Origin of the sequence: Carnobacterium pleistocenium FTR1 (genome assembly GCF_000744285.1) — a bacterium.
Lineage (GTDB): Bacteria > Bacillota > Bacilli > Lactobacillales > Carnobacteriaceae > Carnobacterium_B > Carnobacterium_B pleistocenium.
On the sequence record NZ_JQLQ01000002.1, the window covers coordinates 439,695 to 466,396 of the forward strand.

Consider the following 26,702-nt stretch of genomic DNA (forward strand, 5'->3'; position numbering starts at 1 on the left):
ATCAGCAATCATCTTTTCATCGGGCTTCTTTCTGATTGAATAAATCAATTTTTGCTCTATGATCAATTAATCAATTATAAGAAAAATCCTGTTTTTGTGTAAGGGTGCTTTCTTATAATTTATTCTAAAGATGAATCAACTGTGCATGAGTGTATACCCACTCATGCACTTTTTTTGTACACATTAATCAATCGACTAGGAGGAAAATAAAAAGATGTTAGTAAATAAAAGAAAGATAAAGAAACCAAGCCTTATGTTGCAAGTGGTTATTGGGGCTTTGGCAGGTATACTTGTAGGTTATTTTAGCAAAACGGCGGGGCTTCAATTAGAAATACTGGGTACGATTTTTATGAATTTGATTCAAATGATCATTGTGCCACTTATTTTCCCGGTCATTATTTTATCTATAGTTAATATTAGTGACACAAAAAGCTTTGGTAAAGTGGCAGGAAAGTCCTTTGTCTATTTCTTTTCAGTAACGACGGGATTGATCATTCTTAGTATTTTAGCCGGAAAATGGACTGGAATCGGCAGCAATTTTCAAACTGGAGCCGTCTCTACTGATTCCCTTGAAGGCATTGCAAGTGGAATTAACTTTCAAAGTTTTTTTCTGAGTATTGTACCGAGCAATCTATTTCAAGCCTTTGCAGATGGGAATTTATTGCCAATCATCTTTTTTGGAATTTTTCTTGGACTGTCATTAGTTTCAATAGGTGAAAAAGGAAAACCGGTTATTTCTTTTTTTGAATCATGGTCTCAAGCAATGTTTAAAATGGTTGATTATGCCATTTCTTTTGCTCCCATTGGTGTATTTGGATTTTTAGCTTATGATATTGCCGCATATGGGATAGAAAATTTAGTTGCTTTAGGACAATTTGTCTTATTTACTTACCTAGCCTTTATGATTGTCCTCTTGATAATTTTTCCAGTCATTGCTTGGTTTTTCCATGTACCTTACTTTACAATGCTAAAAGAAATTAGTGATTTGATCGTAGTTGTATTTACGACCGGAAGTTCAAGTGTTGTCTTGCCTTCTTTAATTGACCGCCTGAAGAAATTTGGTGTATCGTCATCAGTTTCTTCTTTTGTAACACCACTAGGCTATTCATTTAATCTTGTTGGAGCATGTGTCTATATTAGTTTAGCCACAATGTTTATAGTTAACATGTATGATGTGACACTAGGATTTGGCGAAATTATTGCATTGGTTTTATTTCTAACGATTATTACAAAGGGAATTGCAACGGTCCCATCAGGAGCAGTAGTGGTATTATTAGCTGCAGCAACACAACTTGGCTTACCTGCTGAGGGAGTGGCATTGATGGTTTCAGTCGATTTCTTTATCAATATGGGTCGTTCCGCAGTTAATGTGGTAGGGAATGCGTTAGCACCAGTCCTGATTGCTCAATCTGAAGATGCGTTCGTGTACAATAAAGTAGCAGACTACAAGAAAGTGATCACTGAAGTGAACAAATAAAAAGAGTACAAGATAAAAGAGATGGGGAGAGAATAAAATGAAAAAAATTTATATTATTCATGAAAATAACGATTGGACTAGACATTTAACAGCGCAGTTGGATGAAATCAAGGCACCTTATGAGTTGTGGGATTTATCTGATGGAATGATCGATATCCAAGAAGAACCACCTGAAGGGATTTTTTATAATCGGATGAGTGCTTCTTCGCATACACGTGGACACCGTTATGCACCTGAATTAACGGATAATCTGTTGACTTGGCTGGAAAGCCGTGATGCTGTTGTGTTCAATGGGACAAAAGCGATTGAACTGGAAGTAAGCAAATTGAAACAGCATTTGGCTTTGCAAAAACAGGGCATTCAAACACCTGAGACCTATGGAGCAGTTGGTAAAGAAGCTATTATCAAAGCTGCTGAAAGATTGAATAAATTCCCATTTATCATCAAGCACAATCGTGCTGGTAAAGGATTAGGTGTTCGTTTACTAAACTCAATCGAAGAATTAAAAGCCTATATTTACGGATCAGAATTCGAAGATTCAATTGATGGAATCAGTTTGATCCAAGAATACATTAAACCTGCTGATGGAACTATTATCCGCTCTGAATTTATTGGCGGAAAATTCTTTTATGCTGTGAAGGTTGATTCAAGCGATGGATTCGAGTTGTGTCCAGCAGATAGTTGCCAAGTAGGAGATGTACCAGTAATCAATAAATTTACGATTATGGATTCCCTTCCGAATGAACAAATTAAATTGTATGAAAAGTTTTTAAAAGAGCAAAAAATTGATGTAGCGGCTGTTGAATTTATTTTTGATGTTCATGGAAAAGCCTATGCATATGATGTGAATACGAATACCAATTATAACGCGGATGCCGAAAAAGTTGCTGAAAAATACGCTATGTTAGAGTTAGCAAACTTCTTGAAATCAGAACTTGAGAAAAGATAACGTGCTTTTTCTATTGAAAAGTGCAAAGAAATAGCTTTAGAATTTGGTAACACTAAAAGATTAAGTTGATTTCTATTTTGAGAAAAACATAATTTTATGATATCCTCAGTTGATTTGTTACTATTAAATTAAAGGTGAGGAGATGATATAATGTTAAAAACTTTAAAATTAGGATCAGTCGTTGGTATTGCTTTGGTAGTATTAGCAGCATGTGGCAGCACAGAAGCACCTGTTGATGATGCAGTAAATTCAACAACTGAATCAACAGCTAGTTCTAGTTCAATGAGTAGTTCAACAAGCAGTTCAACAACGACAGGAACAGTTGATTCAAGTTCTACATCGTCTGAATCAGAAAAATTTGAAGGGGAAAGTTTTTCAGTAACACCTGAACAAGCTATTGCTGAATTCCAAGCAGCTTACCCAAATGCAGCTATTTCTTCAATTGATTTTGATAAAGATCAAGGAGAATACACATTTGAAATCAATGGTTTTGATGATATGCAAGAAATTGAATGGGAAGTAAATGCTGAGAATGGGGAAGAAATAGAAAATAACACTGAAGAGGAAGCTTCAGACTCTGATGATCAAGAATTGATGGTTGATGAATTAATGACCTTTGATGAATTGATTACAAGATCTGAGAAAGAAGCTCCAAATGCTGTACTTATTTCTTGGAACCTAGAAGCAGATGATGATACAAATATGCCATTGTTTACGGGAGAATTTGAAGAAGGAAACAACGAAGTAGAGGTACATTTAAATGCTGAAACTGGGGAGATTTTATCTGTAGAAAATGATTAAAAGATACAAAAAAACTGTCATCTCTTTTGAGACTAGGCAGTTTTTTTGTTATGCTGAATTTTAATTGACATAAACACTTTATTTAATTATAATCAGTATAAATAAATAATTATTATAATCAAAACGACCCTGGGAGGAAAATAAATGAATGCACCACTATTAAAAATTGATCAGTTAGGTTATGAATCAGAAGGGAAAGTTATTTTAAAAGGTATTAACTTTTTGGTTGAAAAAGGAGAATTTGTGACGATAACTGGACCTTCTGGAAGTGGTAAAAGTACGTTGTTAAAAATGATTGCTTCTATGCTATCGCCAACTTCAGGAAGTATTCTTTATCAAAATAAGCGCATTGAAGAGTATGAACCAACTGTTTATCGAAAAGAAGTTTCTTATTCTTTTCAAACAGCTAGCCTCTTTGGAGAAACTGTAAAAGATAATTTGGCTTTTCCTTATGAAATCAGAAATCAAACGTTTAATGAACAAAAAGCCATTTCTGCTTTAAAAGAGGTCGGTTTAGGAAAAGAGTACCTAACAAAATTAGTAACTACTTTGTCTGGTGGAGAAAAACAGCGGATAGCATTGATTCGCAATCTATTATTTTTACCTGAAATATTATTATTAGATGAAGTTACAAGTGCATTAGATTCAGCAAACCAAGAAATTATCCGTAAATTGATCCGTATCATAAATCAAGAACGAGGTGTCACGGTGTTATGGGTGACACATAATCAGACAGAAATCGACCTATCAAATCGGGTTATTCATTTGGTTGAGGGAGAAATGGAGGAAGCTAAATGAATCTAGCAATTAACAACACGTCATTATTCTTTGCAACTGCGCTAGTTGGGATAGCGTTATTTATTGTTTACAAAGAAAAATTAGGCTTAGGCAAAGATATTCTAATAAGTGTTTTACGGGCCGTTATTCAATTGTTTGCAGTTGGGTACTTACTGGGTTATGTTTTTAAACTAGATAATGTCATTGTGACACTAGCACTTGTTTTAGTGATTATTTTCAATGCCTCTTTTAACGCAGGGAAGAGGAGTAATGGTATATCAAATGCATTTAAAATTTCTTTTATTGCCATATTTACTGCAACAGTTTTGACTTTATTGGTTTTGATATTATCAGGTTCTGTTCTATTTATTCCTTCACAAGTGATTCCGATTACAGGAATGATTGCTAGTAATTCAATGATTGCAATCAGTATTTCCTACCGAAATTTGAATGCAAAGTTTACTGATCAACGCCAACAAGTCCTAGAGAAGTTAGCTTTAGGAGCAGATTTAAAACAAGCTTCCGTTTCGATTGTGCGTGATAGTATTCGTGCAGGGATGTCACCAACCATTGATTCAGCAAAAACAATTGGGATTGTTAGTTTACCAGGGATGATGTCCGGCTTGATGTTTGCTGGTGTCGATCCAACTCATGCAATCAAATATCAAATCATGGTCACGTTCATGTTGCTATCCACAACAAGTATCGCATCTGTTATCGCAAGTTACATGGCTTATAAAGAATTTTATAACGAACGAAAACAATTGAAGAACTAAACAAAAAAAGCTGATCTGCATTAGATCAGCTTTTTTGCTTAATTCTATTGTTGGCTCAGTATCACATAAATCGTATGAACTTATTTTTCTAATAAAAATTGGACAGAGATGGCTTCAGGACCAGCATGAGTCATTACACTAGGACTTGCATAAGAAACCATCGGTTCAATATGAGGAAAAGTTGTTTTCAACATATCTAAAATAGTAGTTGAGTAATCGCTCATACCAACATGTGTGAAGCCGATAGCACTTACTTTTTTAGGAGCATCATGTAACGTTTGGCAAATTTCCTTATAGCGTTTTACAATTGATTTCGTGCCACGTCCTTTTGAATCTGAATGAAGTTTTCCATCTGTCATTTGTAAAGTAGCTTTGATATCCATTAAGGAAGTCAGTTTGCCCATCGTTTTACCTATTCGACCGCCTTTTATCATATTTTCAAGATTTGCAATGCTGATATAAAGGATCGTTCTAGATTTTATATTTTCTAAATGAGCTAGCATTTCTTCCATTGAGGAAGCAAGGTTAGCAAATTCAGCAGCTGCAAGTACTTGAAAAGCCATACCCCGGGCGCAAAATTGAGAATCGATGACTGTTACTTTACCATCAGCTAAATCCGCTGCTTGATGTGCTGAATGGACAGTTCCACTTAATGTTTCAGTCACATGAATAGATAAAACTTCACTCCCATCAGCCGTTAAAGCATTATAGGCAGTTAAAAATTTTCCAACAGGTGGTTGAGAGGATTTTGGCAGCTCAGCTGCTTGTTTCATTTTTTGTAAAAATACTTCGTTTGTTATTTCAATATCATCATGATAGACTACGTTTTCAATCATAGAAGATAACGGAATAATCTGAATACCATAACGAGCTACTTCTTCATCAGTTAATTCGACTGTTGAATCGGTTACAATTTTTAATTTCATTGAATATTCTCCTTAAAATAAGTTGTAAGTTGAGTATATAGTAAAACTCCTAAGAAAAATATAAATTATTATCAAAAAATAACTTTAATAAAAAAAACGCTACCTTTCACTTAGCTGAAAGGTAGCGTTTGTAGATTAGGTTTAAATTAAGTTATTCCATTTGAGTATTATCAATGGAAGCATATTTAAAACTTCTGCTACCAAATACAGGACGGTAAATATCTTTCACATAAGGTTTTTCAAGATACGCTTCAGCTGTTTGATAAATTGGAACATCGACATAATGTTCGCCCAAAGCTACTTTTTCAATTTCAATCAATGAATTCCATCTTGCTGAGGTATCATTGTATTGTTGGTTGCTTTGATCCACAAGAGCATCGATATCCTCGAACGAATAATTGCCTCGGTTGATATCTGTGTCAAAACGTTCAACAAAATTGATTGGATCTGCAAAATCAGCTAACCAGTAAGAAGTAGCAATTTGGTAATTTCCTGATTTAATATTGTCTAGTCGTGAATTATCTGGCATTTGACGAATAGCAATCGTTAAACCGGGTAAGTTATTTTGCAACTCACTTTGAATAAATTCAGCTAATTTTTTGCTGTCTTCAGAATCAGAAGTTGTCAATTCCAATGAGAAGGTATCTGTGCCTAATTCTTCTAAACCTGCTTGCCAAGCTGCTTGAGCCGTTTCTATATCAGATTCAACAATATTTCCAGCATCTGCGCGGAAATCAACGCCTGTTTCTGGGTTCTTAGCTAATCCATTTGGAACATGGCCAAAAATAGGTTGAGATCCATCTAACAGAACATTATCTGTAAACCCTTGACGGTCAATGGCATAAGATAAGGCCTTCCGAATATTTTCATTCGCTAATTCGGGTACGTCATGATTAACTTCAATATAATAAATCCATGCCTTGTCATTTGTTTTAAAATCAGCATTTTCTGTGTATTGAGCAACAAAATCACCAGATAAAGAAATTGAATCTAAATCACCGGATTCATATAAATTAAGCCCAGTACCGACTTCTTTGACAACTTGTGTAGTGATCTCATCTAATTTAACAGTATCTTCATCCCAATATTCGTCGTTTTTTTGATACGTCCAAGAATCCCCAGAAGCAGAATTCCAGTCAGCTAAAGTAAAGGGACCATTATAAATAGCATTTTCTGCATTTAATCCATAATTTTCACCTTGTTCGGTCACAAAAGCTTCATTTTGAGGGAAATAACAAGGAATCGTTAAAACGTCAAGAAAATAAGGAACCGGTCTTTCTAATGTTACTTCTAAGGTTTTTTCATCTAGAGCAACAACACCCAATTCATCAACTTCCGCTTCGCCATTTAAAATAGCTTCAGCATTATTTACAATACCTGAAAATAGATAAGCATATCCGGATCTGTTCTCGGGATTTACCATTCTTTTCCATGCGAAAACAAAATCATCTGCGGTAACGGGGGTCCCGTTTGACCAATTAGCATCTTCTTGAATAGTAAAGGTATACGTACTTCCATCTTCTGATACTTCAGGCATAGAAGCTGCATTTCCAGGTACTAAATTCCCATCAAGATCATAAGTGACTAAACCTTCAAAAACATTATTCATTGGTGTGAAATTAGTAGTGGATATCGTGGTATCCATTGTATCCATTTCTGATTCAGCAGCTAAATGTAGCACTTGCTGTTCTTCACCAGTGTCTTCTGTGCTTTCTTGTTCTGTATTCCCACAGGCACTTAATACTGCAAGTGAAGTAAAAGATAGTAATCCTAAATTATAAAATTTCATTTTCATATGTGTATCCCCCTTTAAATCAACCAATCCTTTTTGTATACCAATTTCATGTTGTCTCTTTATTATATCACTTCTAATCTTTTTTTGAACAGAAATCGTACCTAGACAAATGAAAGATTTTCTAAGATAGAATAGTGCGAAATAGCTGACGAAAATAAAAAGAACATTTTCTTTTAAAATGGACACAAAAAAAGTGCTCTTTATAAAATCCATTTCATTTTGAAGCGATTCTTTTATTTGATATGATTAAGAAAATAAAAGCAAAAGATGAAAGGTGTGGAAATGAATGGAAAAAATTCAGGGAGTTTACCCAACACTTGGACAAACAACAGCGAAAGTTGAACAGTTGTTAAAAGAAGGCTACAGGTCTGACAATATTACTATAGCTAGTAGAAGACACCTCTCGTGATGATACTCCCGCGGATTCTGATCCATCAAATGTAGGAAATAAGTAAAAAAATAAACAGCATCAGTAAGTAGCTGTACTTTAAAATACTAAAAAGTTACATAAGAAGGTTTAGCTTTTTTTAGTGTTTCAGTAACTAAGACGAGGAGGAAAGACTATGCTTTTTGTAATTGATATGCAAAATGATTTTGTGATTGAAAAAAGAGGACTTCTTTCAGTGCCAAATGCCGAAAAGTTGATACCTGAGATAATAAAAGAAATAAAAGAGCAAGAAAATAAAGGGGAACCTATTTATTACACTTTGAATCAACACAACATAGAAGATGATAATCGATCAGATGCAGAAAAGAGATGGGGATTAGAGTTAGTAGAGCCATTAAAAGAAGCGTTAAAAAAGCATAATGTCTTAAAAAAGAAATTCCACTCGATTTCACCTGAAGAAGCGGAGAAACTAAGGAACCAATATGACGATGATCCTGATAGAGTCATTGAATTTGTAGGTATTGAAACAAATGTGTGTGTATTATCTAATGCTATTATGCTACACAGTTCCTTTCCACTGGCTAGTATCTGTGTACTTGAAGACTTATGTACAGGAACTACTAAAGAACTGCATAATAAAACATTAGAGGTAATGAAGAGTTTAAAAATAGAAATCTACTGATAAATTAGAATCAAAACATATCATGAAAAATTGAAATCATAACTAATAGTTCAATGTACTGGACAACTATCAGTTATATGGTACTATTTTCTCGTAATAAAGAGGTGTAAAAAATGCCTTAAGGAAAGAAGGAAGGGGTAGCTAGTGTTAGTTAAATATAGAAATAGCCAGAATAAATTGGCTCTAGGTTTACTGTCGCTAATGCCAAAAGAGCATGAATTGAAGTACCTCCAACAAACGATGCAACGTTATCAGCAGAACCGTAATTGGGAAATGTATTTCTGGCAGGAAAAAGAAAAATATATAGGTATCATCGGTATTGAAGTACAAGAAAAAGAATTCGTAATTCGCCATTTAGCTGTCTTACCCTCCTTTAGAGGTGAAGGAGTCGGTAGAGCCATAATAAGTGAAACACAAAAAATATATGGTGGGTACAAAATGTCTGCTGTTGATGAAATAGAAGCGTTTATAAAAGCTATTTACTAGGTGTGGAAAAATCAGGTTGTTACTTTTGCTTTTAAATAGTTAGCACGGTAAGCTTTCAGCAAGTAGAACACTATATACAGCTAGGCAGTTAATGTGATTCGCCTTCAGCAATAAAAAATAGAAAAAAGAGGAAATGTAGTTGCCACAATCGCTGACTCTGGAGCAGCTGCAATGATTTTATGGATCTACCTTACTTCAATGGATTATGGTCTTGATTCCAGCTGTTTTAATTGGCGGTGGAGAATGGTTCTTCCATTATTGGTTATTAAAACAAGTTGTCGTACCGGCTGAAAGAACAATGAAATAACTTTAACAATCTTAATTAAAATAAAAAGTTTGGGATAATAGACATTCCAAACTTTTTTGCATAGCCAATCAAAAATTTGATTTATTCAATAGATAAGGAAAAATAGATTATCTTGACAATTCTAAGTGAATAACTCATGCTGAATAAAAAGAATAAGTTAGTGTGAAAGGGAAAAAATGAATCCATTATTTAGAATCATATTAAAGTTGCTCTCATCACCAAAAATAAATATGCAAGAAGATTACGTGTTGGTAAGAAAAGTGCAACAACTCTTTTCGTCTAAACCTAAAAAAGGGTACCGAGTATTAGACAAGAAAATTTATTCAAAGGATCGATCGCACGATATTCCAGTACGTATTTTTTATCCAAAAGAACCATTAAATGAAGATGTTCTAGTTTTCTTTCATGGAGGTGGATGGGTAATTGGGGATATTGATACATACACACCAGCGTGTATAAATATGGCTGATTTAACTGGGAGAGTAGTGTATTCAGTTGATTATCGGCTAGCTCCTGAGCACCCGTATCCATCTGGTCTAGAAGATTGTTACCGAGTAGCAGAAACCTTGATGACTCATCTAGAACTAGCCGGATTAATGGAAGCTTCACAAATCACGTTGATTGGAGATTCAGCCGGAGGAAATCTAGTAGCAGCTGTTTCGTTAATGTTGAGAGATAGAGGGAAAACGGTCCCAGCTAAGCAGGTTTTACTTTACCCGGTTACTTACTGGGATCATACAGAGAACTCCCCATTTGAATCCATTCGTACAAATGGGTATGAATACGGCTTAACAGCTAAAAAAGTCCAGGAATATATGGAAATGTATGAACCTGATCTAACCAATCGTAAAAATCCATATATTTCACCACTGATGGCCGAAGATTTAACACAGCAACCTAAAACACTAGTTATTACAGCTGAATTTGATCCATTGCGTGATGAAGGAGAAATGTACGGCATAGCTCTAAAAGAAGCTGGGAATGATGTAGTTATTCAACGCATCGGAGGGACCGTACATGGTTTTATTAACTATCCTAAAATTGTAGTCCCTGTGACGGCTGCTTATCAAGCTATAAACAATTTTTTGAATGCGTAGTAGACTAAAACAGTGGAATTTAGTAGAGCAAAGGAGAAAGAAATATGAAACGGAAAAATTGGGTTCGGCTTGATAATGCGTCTAATATTTTTCTCGCATCCGTAACTGATTTTGACACAAAGGTCTTTCGACTGAGTGCAACTCTGGAAGAAGCAATTGACCCTATATTATTGCAACTAGCTTTAGATAAGAACTTTGAAGCATACCCTCTTTACCGTAGTGTTTTACGACGAGGTGTATTTTGGTATTACTTAGAAGAAAGTGACTTGAAGCCACAAGTCCAGTTAGATGAACAGCCTCCTTGTTCGCAATTATATCACTTTGATCGCAAAGAATTGCTCTTTCGAGTAGTCTACTATCAGAATCGAATTCATCTAGAAGTTTTTCATGCTTTGTCAGATGGAACGGGAGCGATGTGGTTTTTTGAAGATCTGTTGAGTGAATATGTATTCCTTCAAAATGATTTTGTTTCTGCTGAAATTAGTAAGGAAAGTTCTCAATCAGAGCGTGTTGTAGACAGTGAGCATACGGATAGTTTTATTCATCATTTCCGCCATAAGGGACAACGTAGTTATGCAGTAGCCACACAATCAGCAATTCGTAAATTAGCAGGTGCAAGCAAGACAGCGGGTAAATTTGCATTGAATTATGGAAAAAAAGCCATGCAATATGAAATGACTGACAAAGAAAAGAAAAAGAAAAGAAAAAAAGTTTATCAAATAAAAGGCAAACGAACGATTGATAATCGGACACATGTTGTTGAATTAAACATGTCCGTTCAACCTGTATTAAAATTAGCACATGAACAAAATGCTTCTCTAACCATTTATTTGACGGCGTTATTCATTGAAGCTATTCGAAAAACGAATCCAATTGTAGAAGATGGAATGACAATAGCAGTGTCGGTACCAGTCAATTTAAGGCAATTCTATGATTCAACCTCTGCCCGAAACTTTTTTAGTACGACGCATTTGGAGTATACGTACGATCCGTCAGAGAAAACAAATTTAGCAGTTATTTGTAAAACACTTAAAGAGCAATTGCAGCAACAGCTTAGCTCGAATAGTCTAGAAACACGATTGAATAAATTGATTGCCTATGAATTTAATCCTCTTACACGCGTGATTTTTCGACCAATCAAGGATGGTATTTTAAAAATAATCAATTACTTTAACAATCGCAGATTAACCTTTGCAATGTCCAATTTAGGAAGTGTCCACTTACCTCAATCGATTGATGAGAAGGTGCATCAATTTTATTTTCAAACATCTGCCGTAAGACCACAGTTTTGTGTTATTAGTCATCAAGACTATTTATCTATTTGTTTGAATTCTCCATTTGTCGAAACCACGTTGTATAAACAATTTGTTAGAGATTTAACGGCTCTTGGAGTGGCTATAACGATTTCAGCCAATAAAATAGATGGTTTAGAATTGCGAGGTGAGCAAAATTGAACTATTGCCAAGAATGTCAGGTATCGGTTAATGGCGAATGGTTAAGTTGTCCTCTTTGTCATCAACCGTTGGAAAAAGTTTCTGACATGCCAACACCTAATCCGTATCCAGATATCCCATTACGTTTTAATAAACAACAAGTTTTGCGTATCTTAACGAGTATTTCTATTGCAACTATCAGTATAGCTCTTATTATTGAATTGCTTTTTTTACGTTCGCCCAGAGGTCTTAATATTATTTCATTTGGTATCGTGAGCATGTGGTTAGTCGTTTTGATTATTATTCGCAAACGCCGAAATATTGCTAAAAGCATCGTCTATTTAATCATTTCTTTATCCTTATTAAGCATCTATTGGGATTATGTAGAAGGGTGGTCAGCTTGGTCAACTACTCATGCGGTACCAATGATCTGTATTTTTGCACTCATTGCGATGTACATTGCGGTTCGTTTGGTGAAAATAGAAGTGGGAGACTACATTTTATATTTACTGTGTGCAGCCTTGATTGGCTTGATCCCAGCTATTTTTCTCTTTTTTAACTGGGTGACGGACCCTGTGCCAGCATGGTTATCCATTGGGTTAAGTACGATTATGTTGATCGTGACTTTTATTTTTTATCGAGGAGAAGTGTTAAGAGAGTTAAAGAAGAGAATGATGGTGTAACAATTATAAAAGCACGTTTTTTTGGTTGTACAATAAAGGACGTTAGTGAGATTTCTCTCATCAACGTCCTTTATTGTACAACCTCTTTTTTTGAGTGTCTAGTTTTCGGGTAGGGCATCATTTCTTGGAAGAGCTGCCTTTTTTTTATTAGGCGATAGGTGAAATAGGTGGGTGGTGCATAATGAAAATCTCATTTTTACTATTAATAGTTTTAATCTAATTTTATACCTAAAAATTCTAGAGGAATAGGATTTATTTGTAATCGTACATTAAATTCTGTGCATAGCTAAAAATAACTTTATTTCTCAAGAAAAATTGGATGAGTAATAGAGTTGATTTATTTAGCAACACTAAAAATATAAATTGTTTTAGTGTTAGTTTACTTATTTATATTGAGTGAAATCTGTACATGTGTAAAAATGTTAAGTATTTATATCATCTCAAGAAATATGAGAAAGTTGTCTTTGCATTTCTAATAAATCAATGCGTCGGACTTCCCTAGGTAAAAAACGACGGATATCATCGTCATTAAATCCGATTTGTAATCTTTTTTCATCTATTAAAATAGGTCGGCGAATTAGACTTGGATCTTGCTGGATCAATTCTAATACTTCAGATAATGAAAATTCATCTAATGAAATGGTTAAATTTTGAAAAGCTTGTGAACGGTATGAGATAATATCTTCTGTTCCATTTTCTGTTAGACATAAAATAGCCTTCAGTTCTGAAATGGTCAAACTTTCATTGAAAATATTTTTTTCAACAAAAGGTAGGTTATTTTCCTCTAACCATGATTTTGCTTTACGACATGAGGCTGAACTAGGCGTTGTATATAAAGTAATCATTTTATCCACTCTCCTAAATTATAATTAAACTAATTAACAATTGATAAATGAAGGCGAATATCACTTATAAGCAGTATAATACTATGAATATGTACAAAATGCAACAGCGTTTATCGAAAAAAGTTCACATTGTTGTGACATTTAGATTTTATTTACTGTGAAAAAAGATGAATATGTATTTTAAAAGCGAGAGATTTTATTTAAAATACCCCATGTGTTAATCTGATAAAAAGAATTTGATAAAATAAAGGGAGGTCAACGAAATGAAAGTAGCCGTTATCGCAGCAACTGGAAGAGCAGGAACTTTGATTGCGAAAGAAGCAAAAGCTAGAGGGCATAAGGTGACTGCAATTGTAAGAAATGCAGAAAAATTAGCAGATAAAGATTTAAAAGTTGTCGAAAAGGACTTTTTTTCGTTAACTTCAGAAGATTTAAAAAAATATGACGTTGTTGTCAATGCATTTGGTACCGGAATGGAGCAAGAGCAAGCTGTTAAACATGTACAGTTTGGCAAAATTTTAATTGAAGCATTAAAAGAGGCACCTGAAACTAGATTAATTGTTGTTGGTGGATCAGGAAGTTTGTATGTCAACGAAAAAAAAACCCTTCGAGTAATGGATACACCAGATTTACCAACATTTTTTCAACCGACAGCAATCAATCAAGCTAAAAATTTAGAAGATTTAAAGGAAGCTGTTGGAATAAACTGGACTTTTGTCAGTCCGGCTTTAGACTTTGATGCTACCGGAAAACGAACAGGTTCTTACCAAGCTGGAACTGACCAAGTAATTGTCAATTCAACTAATCAAAGCTATATCAGTTATGCTGACTTTGCCATTGCCATAGTTGACGAAATTGAACAAGCAGCGCATAATAATGTGCTTTACACAGTAGTCTCAGAAGCTGGTTAGCACAAAGGAAAAGACGATGAGTCTGCGTAAGGCCATGTTCTAGAATAGTGAACTGAATAGAAAAACGAAAACGAATGAGTTGAATGCTCATTCGTTTTCGTTTTTATTTATAAGTGATTTAAATCAGTCGTTTTCTAACAATTCGATGCTTTCCTTAAGTTGTTTTTGTTCATCTCCAGAAATTTCGGGAAACTGTGGGTCAAGCTTTTCCAATACTTCTATCATGACTTCAGAAATAATGTAACGCGCATACCAATCATCATCAGCTGGAAGAACATACCAAGGTGCATATTCAGTAGAAGTATGGTTCAGCATCTCTTCAAAAACTTCTTGGTAGGTGTCCCAATGTTTTCTTTCCTCAATGTCACTAAAAGAAAACTCCCAGTTCTTTTTAGGATCTTTCATTCTCTCAAGCAAACGTTCCTTTTGTATATCTTTTGAAACGTTGAAGAAAAATTTAATCACTGGGAATCCATTTTCTTTCATATAGCGTTCAAAGTCATTCAGCTGGCGAAAACGCATTTTCCAAATATTTTCATCAATCAAATGATCAGGAAGAGGATCTTCATCTAGAACATCATGAATACGTGGCGCAATGACTTCTTCATAGTAAGAGCGATTTAAAATGCTGATTTCTCCTCTTGCCGGTTTTCCTTCATGGATCCGCCAAAGGTAATCATGTTTAACTTCCGTTTTAGAAGGTTTTTTTACAGAAGTCGTTTTCAATCCTTGGGCAGTTAGATTAGAGAAAATAAAGCTGATTGCTTCGTCTTTTCCGCCAGCGTCGATAGCTTGTAGTACGACCATAATGCTTTTTTCTTCTTCTGCATGAAGTTTCAAATGCAAATCCTGTAGTTTTTTTATACTCTCAGGAATCAATTTGTTTTGTAGTTCATCTTCACTAAAGCGGTCATTATCTGTTGTTGGGTAATCAGTTAATTTAATGGGTGTTTTGTCTGGTGTAACACGGTATTTTGTACTATCCACGTAGTGCTCCTCCTCTTTTTATTGCAGTAATCGATTGTATGGTGAGTATGACATAGTCAAAAAATGGTGTAAAGAATAAGCGCTTGCAGCGGGAAGGCATATTCTTTGAATAAGAATGATTGTTATGGCATAATAAACGCAAAATGGAGGGATCTCATTATGGCTGACGAACGTGATAAAGCTTTAAAAATTATTGAAAAAAATACTGTAGGAACGATGTCGACTGTTTCAGTGGATAAACCAGTATCTCGTTACATGTACTTTTTTAATGAAGGATTTATTCTTTATACATTAACGGACAAACGAACACATAAAGTAGAGGATTTGGAAAAAAATCCGAATGTGTTTATTTTATTAGGATATGATACAGGGCTACTGAATAACAAGTATGTTGAAATAGCAGGACAAGTTTCAATCACTGATGATCAATCATTGATTGAACATCTTTGGAGTCCATATATGAACGCCATTTTTGATGGGAAAGATGATCCGAATATTGTTGTTTTAAAAATTCTACCCGATACAGTTACCCTTAAGGGAACAAAAGATTCTGAAATGATTTCAATCGATTTAAATTAAGTGAATCGGCTAATAGCTCAGAAAAAAATATTTTTGAAGCTTCTACACCAAATGACTTTGAACTAATTAAATCAGAAAATCAAAAAGAGAGGATAAAAAGCAGCTGCTTTTTATCCTCTCTTTTTTGCTTTAATTTAATTCAACTAATTGATAATCAATTGGTTCAAGGCGACTGACCAATGAATCTTTGGCGTCAGATGCAATGAAATTCAACTCATGCATAGCTCGGCTGCAAATGGTATAAGCAGTCGATAAGTCATTAGAAGAAGTGGGAGCCGAATAGTGGAAAAGGGCAAATACACTGTCAAATTCTAATCCTTTAGCTAATTGGACAGGAATAACAATAACTGAATGATGGCTGTTGTCAGTGTCTTTCAGTACTAAATTGCTTTCAATACCCGCAGTTGTTAACTCTTGATAAAAATGCTCTGCTTCTGCATAATTTTTACCGATAAAGGCTGTGCGGAAACCAGCTTTTTCGTTTTCAGCAACTTTTGTTTTTATATAGTCCAAATAATGATTGTTCTTACCAGTTAAAATCAATTCTGGTTTTTTTCCTTTACGAAAATTAGGTTCTGTTGCAACATTTTCTTCTAAAAAACGATTTGAAAATTGGATGATTTCATTTGTCGAACGGTAACTCGTTAGCAACTGGTAACGTTGAAAAGAATTCCCAGTAAAAATGGTATCTAAATCGTTAAATGAAATTCGTTTCATCAAAATATTTTGGTTTAAATCGCCGCTTAGAACAAAGTAGGCGGTCGGGTAAAAATCTTTTAGCATTTGCAATTGGAAGGGAGAAAAATCTTGTACTTCATCTAAACAAATGTATTTATATTTTGTACTGCTGATGGGTCCATGCATCAATTGGAATAGGCTGTAAAAGGCATCAATGTCTTCTAATACCAATTGCTTATGAGCCATGTTCGTTACAACTTGTTGAATATGCTCCGTCCACATGTCTTCATCAATTGAAAATTCTGCTAGAGAAAGCAACTTCGGCACAGCTTTTAAGAAATGAATGTACTGATGTTGGTAACGAATAAACGTTAATCTCTTTATTCGTTTAATAACTGGTGCATAAGCCGTTTCTATGATTGAATCAATCAGGGTTTCCTCAGCTTTTTGCTCATTTTTCGATTCACTTTCATGTAGGCGTAACTCACTGTCAGACATTGAAAGCAGAACATCTTCGACCCAATTAGCGGTTCGTTGCGTTTGCTTGAAATAGTCGATTTTTTGAAGCAGCAAGGTTTGCAGAAACGCTAATTTACTGGCTAACGTACCTTCGCTTTCGATGCTGTAAAACAACTCTTTGATCTCCTCTTTTGAAATGATGATTTCATCTTGAAAAGATAAAGAAGAAAAACGCATGTAGTCCGATTTTAATCGATCAGTATAGTCTTTCAACGCCTCTGAAAATTGCAGACTGCCTTTTAACAAAGTAACGTTAGACAACTCTTCATCTTGATTGGAAATAAGAGCAAATTTTGGAACTCGTTGATTCATAAATTCAGGGAAAGTATGACTGGTTACATTCAGTTCACCTAATTCAGGTAAAACTTGAGAGATATACGTTTGGAAAATTTTATTAGGTGAGAATAAAATGATTTCAGATGCTTTTAACTGATCTCTGAACGTATAAAGCAGGTAAGCGATTTTTTGCATTAGGACAACGGTTTTTCCAGATCCTGCAACCCCTTCGATCAAAGTGATTTTTGCAGAAGTGTCCCGTACGATTTGATTTTGTTGTTTTTGCAGCGTCGAAATAACAGCGCCCATTTGGTAAGTGGAACGGTCTTCTAAGGCTTCAAGCAAGTAAGGATCGCCCATAACGTTATCGGTATCCAATAGTTGGATGATTTTTGCTTGGCGAATTAAAAATTGACGTTTCAATTCAATCAACAAGGCTAATTTTTCTTCCCCAATTTTTAATGAGATCGTGTCGCCTACATTGCCTTCATAATAAAGTGAAGCAATGGGAGAGCGCCAATCGACGACTAAATTGTCGTATTCATCAAATACAGAACTGATCCCAATATAAATCGTTTCTTGTCCGAATTCATCTTCATAATCGATTCGTCCAAAATAAGGATCGTCTACCATCTTTTCTAAAGCCATGACGCGATTTTGATTTTTCAAAAGTGTTTTGCTGCGAATCATTAGATCTTGTTCGATTAAGCGTAGTTCTCCGGCTGATTCCCACATACTTTCGCTTGAACCTTGATTGATTTTAATTTCGCCGGATTCTTTTAACCGTTTTTTTTGTTCAGCACTGTCGTGCGTTACTGTCTCTTTTAATTGGTTTAGTTCAGATTGAATTTGTTTAACAACGTCTTGGACACGCTGTTGTTCCATAGATAAACTGTCTTTCAATGAAATAAGCTCCTTTCAAAAGCTGAAAAGTAAAGAGGGATCGTTCACCTCATTTTAAACGCAACTAGCAGTATACCACCGAAATAGTTTGATTACTAGAAAAGTGATTATTTCTGTTTCAAAGAAATATTATGACTGAAAATTAGACACTTGTTAAGCAGTCAATTCAGCTAAATTGAATTTAAATGAGTAAAAGATGATAAAATAGTTAAAATCTGGAGTGTGTTGTGGTAAGATGACTCTAATTTAATTTATGGGGGGTCTATTCATGAGAATCAATAAAAAAGGAGTATTATCTGTAGGTCTTACGTTAACAGCGGCCATACTTGCAGCATGTAGTGGGTCTAGCAATGAGACAGAATCAACCGGTACAGAATCACCTAATGGAGAAAATCTTGCAGCAGACCAAAGTATTTCTGTTGGCGTCCTAAATGAATTGTCCACAGGTGATACATTGCTAGTATCAGATATTGGAACAAATACTGCGATGAGTCAATATTTAGAAGGCCTTTATCGATTAGATGAAAACAATCAGCCTGTTGCAGCTCTCGCAGAAGAAACAATTGTTTCGGAAGATGGATTAACGTACACTTTTAAACTAAGAGAAGACGCCACATGGTCAAATGGAGAACCGGTTACAGCACAAGATTTTGTTTACGCTTGGAGACAAGCTGTGAACCCTGAAAAGGCTGCTCCTTATGCGTATATGTTCACCTCTATTGTAAATGCAGAAGAAATCATCAATGGGGAACGGACACCAGAAGAATTAGGTGTGGAAGCTGTCGGAGATTATGAATTTACCGTGCAATTGAATGTACCGGTATCTTACTTTCTAGGTGAAGTAGCCTTTCTGCCATTTTTCCCTCAAAATCAAGCTTTTGTAGAAGAGACGGGCTCAGATTATGGTACGAGTAGCGATACGACGTTATATAATGGACCGTTTGTTTTAACGGGTTGGGATGGGACGAATCAAGCATGGAGTTATGAGAAAAATGAAGATTATTGGGATGCGGAAAATATCACATTAAATACGATAGACGTTCAAGTCATCAAAGAAGTCTCAACGGCACTTAATCTCTTTGAATCAGGTGGATTAGATGATGCCATTCTTTCAGGCGAAATTGCCAAGCAATATGTCGACCATGAAGCTTACATAGTTGAGCCAGAAGCACGTACCAATTTTCTGCAATTTAATTACACCGATGTACCTATGTTTTCTAATGCCAAATTGAGAGAAGCTTTCTCTCTGGTATTAAATCGTGAAGAATTAGCGAATACGATCTTAGGTAATGGTTCTCTCCCAGCAATAGCTTTTGTTCCGCATGATTTTGTAACGAATCCGGTTACTGAAAATGATTTTGCAGATGATGCAGGTGAGTTTTTAACATACGATATAGAAAATGCCAAACAGCTCTTTGAGGAAGCAAAAGAAGAGTTGGGAGTAGAGACTATCGAGTTCGATTTGCTTGGGGATGACGATGAAACGAGTAAGTTGGTCGGACAATATATTCAAGGTGAATTGCAAAATAATTTAGATGGTCTAACCGTTAATTTGAGCAATGTACCTAAAAATAATCGAATCGAAAAAGGGCAATCAGGTGATTTTGATATGATTTTAGGCGGATGGGGAGCCATTTTACCAGATGCTATCAATTTATTGGACATCATGAATAGTGAAACCACGTTCAATAACGGTCCTTATAAAAATGAAGAAGTGGATCAACTATTGAATGATGCCGAAACGGTGAATGCAAATGATCCAGAAGCTCGTTGGGAAAATATGCTAGATGCTCAAGCCGTTATGTTGAATGAAAAAGGGTTCATTCCTTTATACCATACTGCAGAAGTGCATTTGCGCAATCCAAATCTTAAAGGCGTAGAAGTTCATTCTGTCAGTTATCGTTACGATTACCGCAATGCTTATGTAGCAGAATAGGAGAATGTGAAAAATGGATGAACACTTACTTGAACGATTTGTAACATATGCCAAAGTCAATACACGCTCCGACATGAGCAGTCAGACTGTTCCAACAACAGATACACAAGTTGAATTTGCTTTAATGTTAGCTGAAGAGTTAAAAGAAATAGGGTTGGCAGAAGTCGAATACAATGAAGCTAATGGATTCGTGACAGCCACCTTACCAAGCAATCTGACTCACGAAGTTCCTATCATTGGCTTCATCGCTCATATCGATACAGCCGATTTCAATGCAGAAAATATCCAACCTCAGATCCATCCAAATTATACTGGCAACGATATCGTGCTGAACGAAGAATTGGGTATTGTAATGACCAACGTTGAATTTCCACAACTGGCTAATTACATTGGGCAAACGGTAATCACAACAGATGGGACAACCTTGTTGGGAGCAGATGATAAAGCTGGAATGGCCTCAATTGTGACAGCAATGGAAGAATTTATCCAGCATCCAGAACTTCCACATGGGAAAATACGCATCGCTTTTGGGCCAGATGAGGAAATTGGTAGAGGAGCCTTATTATTTGATGTCGATCATTTCCAAGCTGAATTTGCCTACACCTTGGATAGCGGAAGAGTTGGCAAATTCGAATACGAAACCTTTAACGCCGCTCAAGCCGAATTAACGATCAAAGGAACTAGCGTGCATCCTGGAATGGCTAAAAATAGTATGGTCAATGCTTTATTAGTCGCAGCTCAATTCGCAACAGCATTGCCTCAAGCAGAAGTTCCTGAAAAAACAGAAGAATATGAAGGCTTCTACATGTTGTCCAGCCAAGTTGGAACAATTGATGAAGTAAAGGCAACCTATATTATCCGAGACCATGATAAAGCTGTGTTTGAAGAACGTAAAAATCATTTTAAAGCATTGGTCAATCAAGTTAATCAGACTTTTGATCAACCACGGATTACCTTGAAATTGTACGATCAATATTATAATATGCGCGACATTATTGAAAAAGACTTTTCAATTGTAGAGTTAGCGTTAAATGCGTACCGGGCACTAGGTATTGAACCTGATGTGAAACCCTTTAGAGGTGGAACGGACGGCAGTATTATTTCGCATAAAGGACTGCCTACCCCAAATATTTTTACCGGTGCTGAGAATTTACACGGCAAGTACGAATTTGTTTCATTAGAAGGTATGAAACAGGCGGCTAAAATCGTGATTGAGATCGCTCGAATGACTGCAGAAAAATAACCAATTGGATAAAAATCAGGCTCAGATTTAATGAGCCTGATTTTTGTTTATGCTTTTAAGGTTGATAAATAAATTAAATGACACACCTGGAATTTCTTCCGGAATAGGGTTGCTTATAGCGGTCCAATGGCTCCACAAGCAAAAACATCCATTCCAGAAGAAATTTCATTTTAAAGTAGCCACAACATTTTGAAAGAGCCTTTTTTATTTGTCAAGATAGAAGAAGTTCAGCAACCTATAAATCAGTCATGTTATACTAGATAAGTAAATTAGCTGACACAATCAACCTAGTGAAGGAGCTCGATAAAATGACACAAGAAGAATTGAAGAATAGATCTGAGGTCTCTGAAGCATTAACCTGGGATCTTACCGGGTTATATCCAAAGAAAGAAGCTTTTGAAACTGCGGTAACCGATATGAAAGCAGCGGTTAAACGATTCAGTGCAACTTATGAAGGAAACTTAACTGATGCCCAAACGATTTGTACGGCTTTAAAGCAATACAGTGAACTTATGCAAACAGCAGACTGGACGAATCATTATGCCTTTTTGCCAGCCGCCACTGATTTGACCAATCCTGAAAATACCCAATTGTCTCGTTCTATGGACAACGTATTAGCAGAAATTAGTGCTCAATTATCCTTTTTTGATTCTGAATTGAAAGCAGCGGATACCACTGTTTTAGATCAAGTTGAACAAGCAGAACCTCAATTTGCATCGTTTATTCGTCACATAAAAGAGGATAAGTCGATTCAATTGGACCCAAAAGTTGAAAAAGCATTGGCTCAACTTTCTCCGGTCCTTGGTGCGCCTGAAGCGATTTATGAACAAGCACGCTTGGCAGATATGGATTTTGGAACATTCAATGCAGCTGGAAAAGAATACCCATTGAGTTTTGTTCTATATGAAGACTTGTATATGTACCATGCAGATACAGTGATTCGACGTGCAGCATTTGACAAATTTTCAGCAGTCCTTAGCGATTACCAAAATGTTGTAGCAGCAGCTTATTATACACAAGTCCAAAAAGAGAAAACCATTGCAACGATGCGTGGTTTCGATTCAGTCATCGACTATCTTTTGTATGATCAAGAAGTTGACCGCACATTATACAATCGTCAAATTGATCGCATCATGAATGATCTAGCTCCCGTTATGCAAAAATACATCACCCATGTAAAGGAAGTTAATGGTCTGGACAAAATGACCTACGCTGATTTGAAAATCGACTTAGATGCTGATTATTCATCAAAAATCACGGTCGAACAGTCACAAGAAGTAGTGGCAGATGCATTGAGTGTTTTAGGACAAGGTTATGTAGACCGTGTCATGAAAGCTTATCCAGAACGCTGGGTAGATTTTGTCCAAAATAAAGGAAAATCAACCGGTGGATTCTGTACGTCTCCATATGGCAAACACCCTTACATCCTAATGTCTTGGAACAATCAATTATCCGATGTGTACACATTGATCCATGAAATAGGACATGCTGGGCAAGGTATGCTTTCTGGCGAAAACAATGCTCTTTTAGGATCAGAACCGTCGCTCTACTTGATTGAAGCTCCGTCAACTTTCAATGAATTATTATTGACCGAATCTCTAAGACGCAAGAGTGATGATCCTCGTGAACAACGGTTTGCTTTATCCAATATGATTTCCAACACTTACTTCCATAACTTTATTACGCATTTATTGGAAGCAGCTTATCAACGCGAAGTGTATCAACTAATCGATGAAGGCAAAAGTTTTGACGCTGCTACATTAAGTGATATCAAACGGTCTGTGTTGACTAAATTCTGGGGAGAGGCTGTTGAAATTAATCCAGGAGCGGAATTAACTTGGATGCGTCAAAGCCATTATTATATGGGGCTGTATTCTTACACCTACTCTGCGGGATTGACGATTGCAACTCAAGCCTTCTTGCGCATCAAAGAATTAGGTCAGCCAGCAGTAGAAGAATGGTTGGAATTCTTAGCTTTAGGAGATCAATACCGTCCAGCTCCAGCTGCTAAAGTTGCAGGTGTCGACATCACGACGGATAAACCCTTATCCGATACGATTCATTATTTAGAGGAGTCCGTTGATACGATTATTGCCTTGACTAAGGAAATTACGATTTAACTAGACTACCAATAGAAGAACTTGCTAGTGCAAATCCCTAGCAGCATACTCATTCTCACTTATGATGGTTTCTTTCATCAAAGCGAGAATGAGTTTTTTGGCTTTCTATTCTCGCTAGATTGGAGAGGAGCGGTGAAAGCCCACTTCTACATGGAAGGCCGGTTCACGAAGAAGTGGCGTGGCAATGTAGCCCTACTTCCTTATGAAATCGCTCTTCACGTAAGAGTGATATCAAAAGAGGTCGTCACTCTTTGGTCAAAGCGGGTTTCACGAAGGAGTAAAGCACTAAAAACCTGCTACTACGCCGTGAATACAATAAAAATCCTATGTGGCGTCACATAACTCTCTTTACAATAAAAAAACCTTTGCGAAAATCGCAAAGGTTTAAAAAAGGGGGTATGAATTACTCATTTATGGGGGTAAATAAGTAGAAAAGAAAAAGTTTATAGGTTTGGTATGTCTTTAGTATAGACGCTAGATATGAAAAATTTACGATGGTTTCTTTCTGATTTGTGACAATGAATACAAGAAAGTGTGAAGATTTTAGGAAGAAAACCTTAATTGAGTTAAGCCATTAGGAGTGTGAAGATAGTGAAACCTAAAAAAGCAATAATCAATAAGTTAAGAATCAATAAAATAATCGTATACGTTTGGCTTCTGGCTTTTAATGATAAAATCATTGATAAGCTATTAAATAAAATGGCAGCAATGAGAGTACCAAGAAAAATAGGAAAGCTAAACAATGCAAATTGATTTTGAATAATAATAGAGGTAAGGGTTAAGACGATTGAAAGGAAAACTAAAATAGTTGGCCATTTTTGAGTATTTTTTTTAGTATTATACATTGAATTAGAACTCCATTCTTTTTAATCTATATTATCGACAGTTCTAAGTATACAATGCGGTATTCTGCATAACAATGATTTCCTAAAAGATGACTTATTTTTGTAAGAAAGGCAATAAAACAAATTTGTCTAACGCTGAAGTAATAAGTTTGTTCGAAAAATAACGTATTTAGATGACAAATCACATTTTAGAAAACCAGTAGGTAACTACTAATGACTGCTCAATCAAGTTGATTTTTGTTTAACCTGATCGAACAGACATTATAAGTTTACTTTCTTCGTTTAGTCTCAATAAAACCTTGGTAGAGTGAAGAGAAAGCTGCAAAAAGAATGCCGGTTATTGGGAAAATAATCCAAGCCGTACCCCAAGCATTGTAAACAAAACCTAAGAATAAATAAACAGCCGTGGCTACCGGAAAGACGACTCCTGCAATTGTATCTGTTAGTTTACTGGCAATAACTTTTTCAGGCTTATACTCACCAAGTGAAAGCAGTTTTTCGTAGGTTGAGTATAGAATGCCATAAAAAACGAATAAGAAAACACCAACAGCTACAAATCCCAATAGAAAAATGACAGACCAAGCATTATCATCGCCTAAAAAAACAACAGCTAGTAGTAATGAAATCGGGGCTAAAATGCAAAGAATTACACCAGAAGCGATGGCTTTTGCAAAACTAGGTTTAAAATCGTTCATTTCTCGATTTAAATTCTCACGCGTAACAGGATCAAGTACAATCACCTTTTTATCAAAAGCGTATTGTTCTTCTTTTAGCCCAAAAACAATGAAGATACCAACCGCGATAGCAACGAAAAGAAAAAGCGGAATGATGGCCAATAAGTTGATCCTGTCCATGGCTGCTGAAGAAGGAGAAACTAGCATAGCAATTTCGCGAAATAAAATTAGCATTGCAGGAGCTAAGATACAAAGGAAAACACCAGTTGCGATGGCCAACCCGAATTTTGTCCGGTGCTGCATAAACTCGTCAACTTGGTTTTCTGATAACAAAACGGAATGTTTATCAACGTGTTCGGATTCAGTTTCTAAGTTGTACTCTTCAATGATCTCATCGATATTGCCAAATTCAGATAGAACTGTTCCAATCGCTTCATTTTCACTTTTGCCTTCATTTTTTAACTGATGGTACTTATCTTCCATGGTGGTGAGCATGTCCTGTTTAAGCTGTAACATTTCAGTAGTCCGAGGCAAATTAACAAAAACCGATTCAACATATTTTTTTATTGTATCCATGAGTGCTACTCCTCCTCAACAAATTTAGTCATCACATTTTTTGTATCCAACCATTCGCTTATTTTATCCTGATAGGTTTTTCTGCCTAAAGGTGTAATTTTATAATAAGTGCGAGGCTTTCCATTGGTTTCTGTACTAGAATAGGATTGAATAAGATTCCCTTTTTCTAATCGATTGAATGCAGAATAAAGAGTGGTTTCCTTCATCACGTATTCTCCATTAGTCATTTTTTTGATTGTGTTTGAAATTTGATAGCCATAAGAGTCTTCTTTCATTAAAATAGACAATAGAATCAAGCTATTGAACCCTCGCATGACATCACTTGATATCAAATTATCACCTCGTTTTTACTTCATCTATCGTAGTAATTAAAGTATAACTCTTTTACTACGACAGGTAAAGTAACCTGACTTGAAATAGTATATGCTCATTAAAAATCATTGACCAAAATTAGTTTCTTTAAATCTTATAAACGATTAAGTAGATATAAAAAAAAGGCTCTTAATGTAATAGATCAGATAAATTGAACCGATTAATATAGTATCGATATTTAGTTGATTGCAAAAAATAGATTGCTTTTTAAAGGAATGATTCATCTTACTTAGTTAAATTTTCTTCCTTTACTTGCTCGTTATTTCCGACCGCTTTCCTCAGTGTATGCAAAAATGACACCATTTTCCTTTCTAATTCAGGAAAATGGTGTCATTCTTTATTAATTTTAGAATAAGCTGTCATTGAATTGACGAAAAAATTATTTGCATTTAAGAAAATCACACCCTAGGTGTCCGATTTTTTCCAATGATAAAAGCCGAAGCTATAATAACCAAACCGATGATAATAAATAACGTTCCAATAATCGGGTCCCCTGATTTAACGGGTCCAAAGTAACCAAAAATAATGATTATCAGTCCAACAACCAACAAAAATTTCCCTACAATATTTAACATAACGACTACCTCCAGTACAATATATACTAGCTAGTATATCAAATAAAGAGAAAAGAGAAAAGTTATTAGAATAAGATAATAGTAGA

Annotated in this window: 24 protein-coding genes; 15 read left to right on the top strand and 9 right to left on the bottom strand. The window is 35.5% G+C overall.

Going from position 1 to position 26,702, the window contains the following annotated elements; genetic code table 11:
- Positions 1-214: 214 nt before the first annotated feature.
- The 5 genes from BP17_RS02285 to BP17_RS02305 all read left to right on the top strand — a co-directional run bounded on the left by BP17_RS02285 (position 215) and on the right by BP17_RS02305 (position 4,780).
- On the top strand, positions 215-1,477 hold the full coding sequence (locus BP17_RS02285) for a dicarboxylate/amino acid:cation symporter (protein ID WP_035051297.1): 1,263 nt from the start codon (positions 215-217) through the stop codon (positions 1,475-1,477).
- A 37-nt stretch (positions 1,478-1,514) separates the two neighbouring features.
- On the top strand, positions 1,515-2,426 hold the full coding sequence (locus BP17_RS02290; RefSeq protein WP_035051298.1) for an ATP-grasp domain-containing protein: 912 nt from the start codon (positions 1,515-1,517) through the stop codon (positions 2,424-2,426).
- Positions 2,427-2,576: 150 nt separating this feature from the next.
- Positions 2,577-3,227: a PepSY domain-containing protein gene (locus BP17_RS02295; RefSeq protein WP_035051299.1), complete on the top strand. Its 651-nt coding sequence runs from the start codon at positions 2,577-2,579 to the stop codon at positions 3,225-3,227.
- 144 nt (positions 3,228-3,371) lie between these two features.
- A complete protein-coding gene (locus BP17_RS02300) occupies positions 3,372-4,025 on the top strand; it encodes an ABC transporter ATP-binding protein (protein WP_035051301.1) in 654 nt (217 codons plus the stop codon).
- On the top strand, positions 4,022-4,780 hold the full coding sequence (locus BP17_RS02305; RefSeq protein WP_035051303.1) for an ABC transporter permease: 759 nt from the start codon (positions 4,022-4,024) through the stop codon (positions 4,778-4,780). The genes BP17_RS02300 and BP17_RS02305 overlap by 4 nt, the downstream gene beginning before the upstream one ends.
- A gap of 80 nt (positions 4,781-4,860) precedes the next feature.
- Here BP17_RS02305 and BP17_RS02310 read toward each other — a convergent pair whose 3' ends face one another.
- Together BP17_RS02310 and BP17_RS02315 are read right to left on the bottom strand one after the other, a co-directional pair.
- The gene (locus BP17_RS02310) at positions 4,861-5,706 is read right to left on the bottom strand and encodes a DegV family protein (RefSeq protein WP_035051304.1); all 846 of its coding nucleotides are present in this window, start codon (positions 5,704-5,706) and stop codon (positions 4,861-4,863) included.
- Positions 5,707-5,857: 151 nt separating this feature from the next.
- Complete coding sequence (locus BP17_RS02315; RefSeq protein WP_035051305.1) at positions 5,858-7,501, bottom strand: peptide ABC transporter substrate-binding protein; 1,644 nt, start codon at positions 7,499-7,501, stop codon at positions 5,858-5,860.
- Positions 7,502-8,064: 563 nt separating this feature from the next.
- Here BP17_RS02315 and BP17_RS02320 point away from each other — a divergent pair.
- From BP17_RS02320 to BP17_RS02340, 5 genes are all read left to right on the top strand, one after another.
- Positions 8,065-8,571, top strand: a complete 507-nt coding sequence (locus tag BP17_RS02320; RefSeq protein ID WP_035051306.1) for an isochorismatase family cysteine hydrolase — start codon at positions 8,065-8,067, stop codon at positions 8,569-8,571.
- Between the two features lie 144 nt (positions 8,572-8,715).
- Positions 8,716-9,057 carry a GNAT family N-acetyltransferase gene (locus BP17_RS02325; RefSeq protein WP_035051307.1) on the top strand — a complete coding sequence of 114 codons (342 nt, stop codon included), beginning with the start codon at positions 8,716-8,718 and terminating at the stop codon, positions 9,055-9,057.
- A 483-nt stretch (positions 9,058-9,540) separates the two neighbouring features.
- Entirely contained in the window at positions 9,541-10,461 is a 921-nt protein-coding gene (locus BP17_RS02330) for an alpha/beta hydrolase (protein ID WP_035051308.1), read from the top strand.
- 44 nt (positions 10,462-10,505) lie between these two features.
- A complete protein-coding gene (locus BP17_RS02335) occupies positions 10,506-11,915 on the top strand; it encodes an alcohol acetyltransferase (RefSeq protein WP_035051309.1) in 1,410 nt (469 codons plus the stop codon).
- On the top strand, positions 11,912-12,577 hold the full coding sequence (locus tag BP17_RS02340; protein WP_035051310.1) for a DUF6320 domain-containing protein: 666 nt from the start codon (positions 11,912-11,914) through the stop codon (positions 12,575-12,577). Before BP17_RS02335 ends, BP17_RS02340 begins: the two co-directional genes overlap by 4 nt.
- A 440-nt stretch (positions 12,578-13,017) precedes the next feature.
- On the opposite strand, the gene spxA is transcribed toward BP17_RS02340, so the two are convergent.
- On the bottom strand, positions 13,018-13,422 hold the full coding sequence (spxA, locus tag BP17_RS02345) for a transcriptional regulator SpxA (protein WP_035051312.1): 405 nt from the start codon (positions 13,420-13,422) through the stop codon (positions 13,018-13,020).
- Between the two features lie 263 nt (positions 13,423-13,685).
- Between spxA and BP17_RS02350 the strand changes: the two genes are divergently transcribed.
- Positions 13,686-14,333, top strand: coding sequence for an NAD(P)-dependent oxidoreductase (locus BP17_RS02350; protein WP_035051313.1), 648 nt, complete (start codon positions 13,686-13,688; stop codon positions 14,331-14,333).
- Between the two features lie 123 nt (positions 14,334-14,456).
- Here BP17_RS02350 and BP17_RS02355 read toward each other — a convergent pair whose 3' ends face one another.
- Positions 14,457-15,320, bottom strand: a complete 864-nt coding sequence (locus BP17_RS02355; RefSeq protein WP_035051314.1) for a PPK2 family polyphosphate kinase — start codon at positions 15,318-15,320, stop codon at positions 14,457-14,459.
- A 159-nt stretch (positions 15,321-15,479) separates the two neighbouring features.
- Here BP17_RS02355 and BP17_RS02360 point away from each other — a divergent pair, with 159 nt between their 5' ends.
- Positions 15,480-15,899 carry a pyridoxamine 5'-phosphate oxidase family protein gene (locus BP17_RS02360; protein ID WP_035051315.1) on the top strand — a complete coding sequence of 140 codons (420 nt, stop codon included), beginning with the start codon at positions 15,480-15,482 and terminating at the stop codon, positions 15,897-15,899.
- A gap of 129 nt (positions 15,900-16,028) precedes the next feature.
- Here the strand turns inward: BP17_RS02360 and helD are convergent, their stop codons facing one another.
- Entirely contained in the window at positions 16,029-18,275 is a 2,247-nt protein-coding gene (gene helD, locus BP17_RS02365; protein WP_232219589.1) for an RNA polymerase recycling motor HelD, read from the bottom strand.
- A gap of 268 nt (positions 18,276-18,543) precedes the next feature.
- Between helD and BP17_RS02370 the strand changes: the two genes are divergently transcribed.
- From BP17_RS02370 to pepF, 3 genes are all read left to right on the top strand, one after another.
- Positions 18,544-20,211, top strand: a complete 1,668-nt coding sequence (locus BP17_RS02370; RefSeq protein WP_035051316.1) for a peptide ABC transporter substrate-binding protein — start codon at positions 18,544-18,546, stop codon at positions 20,209-20,211.
- 13 nt (positions 20,212-20,224) lie between these two features.
- Positions 20,225-21,454 (top strand): peptidase T, encoded by a 1,230-nt coding sequence (gene pepT / locus BP17_RS02375; protein WP_035051317.1) that lies wholly within the window; start codon positions 20,225-20,227, stop codon positions 21,452-21,454.
- 308 nt (positions 21,455-21,762) lie between these two features.
- Positions 21,763-23,574: an oligoendopeptidase F gene (gene pepF / locus BP17_RS02380; RefSeq protein WP_035051319.1), complete on the top strand. Its 1,812-nt coding sequence runs from the start codon at positions 21,763-21,765 to the stop codon at positions 23,572-23,574.
- A 566-nt stretch (positions 23,575-24,140) separates the two neighbouring features.
- Here the strand turns inward: pepF and BP17_RS13230 are convergent.
- From BP17_RS13230 to BP17_RS13515, 4 genes are all read right to left on the bottom strand, one after another.
- Positions 24,141-24,419: a hypothetical protein gene (locus BP17_RS13230; RefSeq protein WP_084676231.1), complete on the bottom strand. Its 279-nt coding sequence runs from the start codon at positions 24,417-24,419 to the stop codon at positions 24,141-24,143.
- A 269-nt stretch (positions 24,420-24,688) separates the two neighbouring features.
- Positions 24,689-25,669 carry a permease prefix domain 1-containing protein gene (locus BP17_RS02390; protein ID WP_035051321.1) on the bottom strand — a complete coding sequence of 327 codons (981 nt, stop codon included), beginning with the start codon at positions 25,667-25,669 and terminating at the stop codon, positions 24,689-24,691.
- A gap of 5 nt (positions 25,670-25,674) precedes the next feature.
- Positions 25,675-26,001 carry a PadR family transcriptional regulator gene (locus BP17_RS02395; RefSeq protein WP_035051322.1) on the bottom strand — a complete coding sequence of 109 codons (327 nt, stop codon included), beginning with the start codon at positions 25,999-26,001 and terminating at the stop codon, positions 25,675-25,677.
- 438 nt (positions 26,002-26,439) lie between these two features.
- Entirely contained in the window at positions 26,440-26,616 is a 177-nt protein-coding gene (locus BP17_RS13515; protein WP_198022500.1) for a hypothetical protein, read from the bottom strand.
- Positions 26,617-26,702 lie beyond the last annotated feature (86 nt).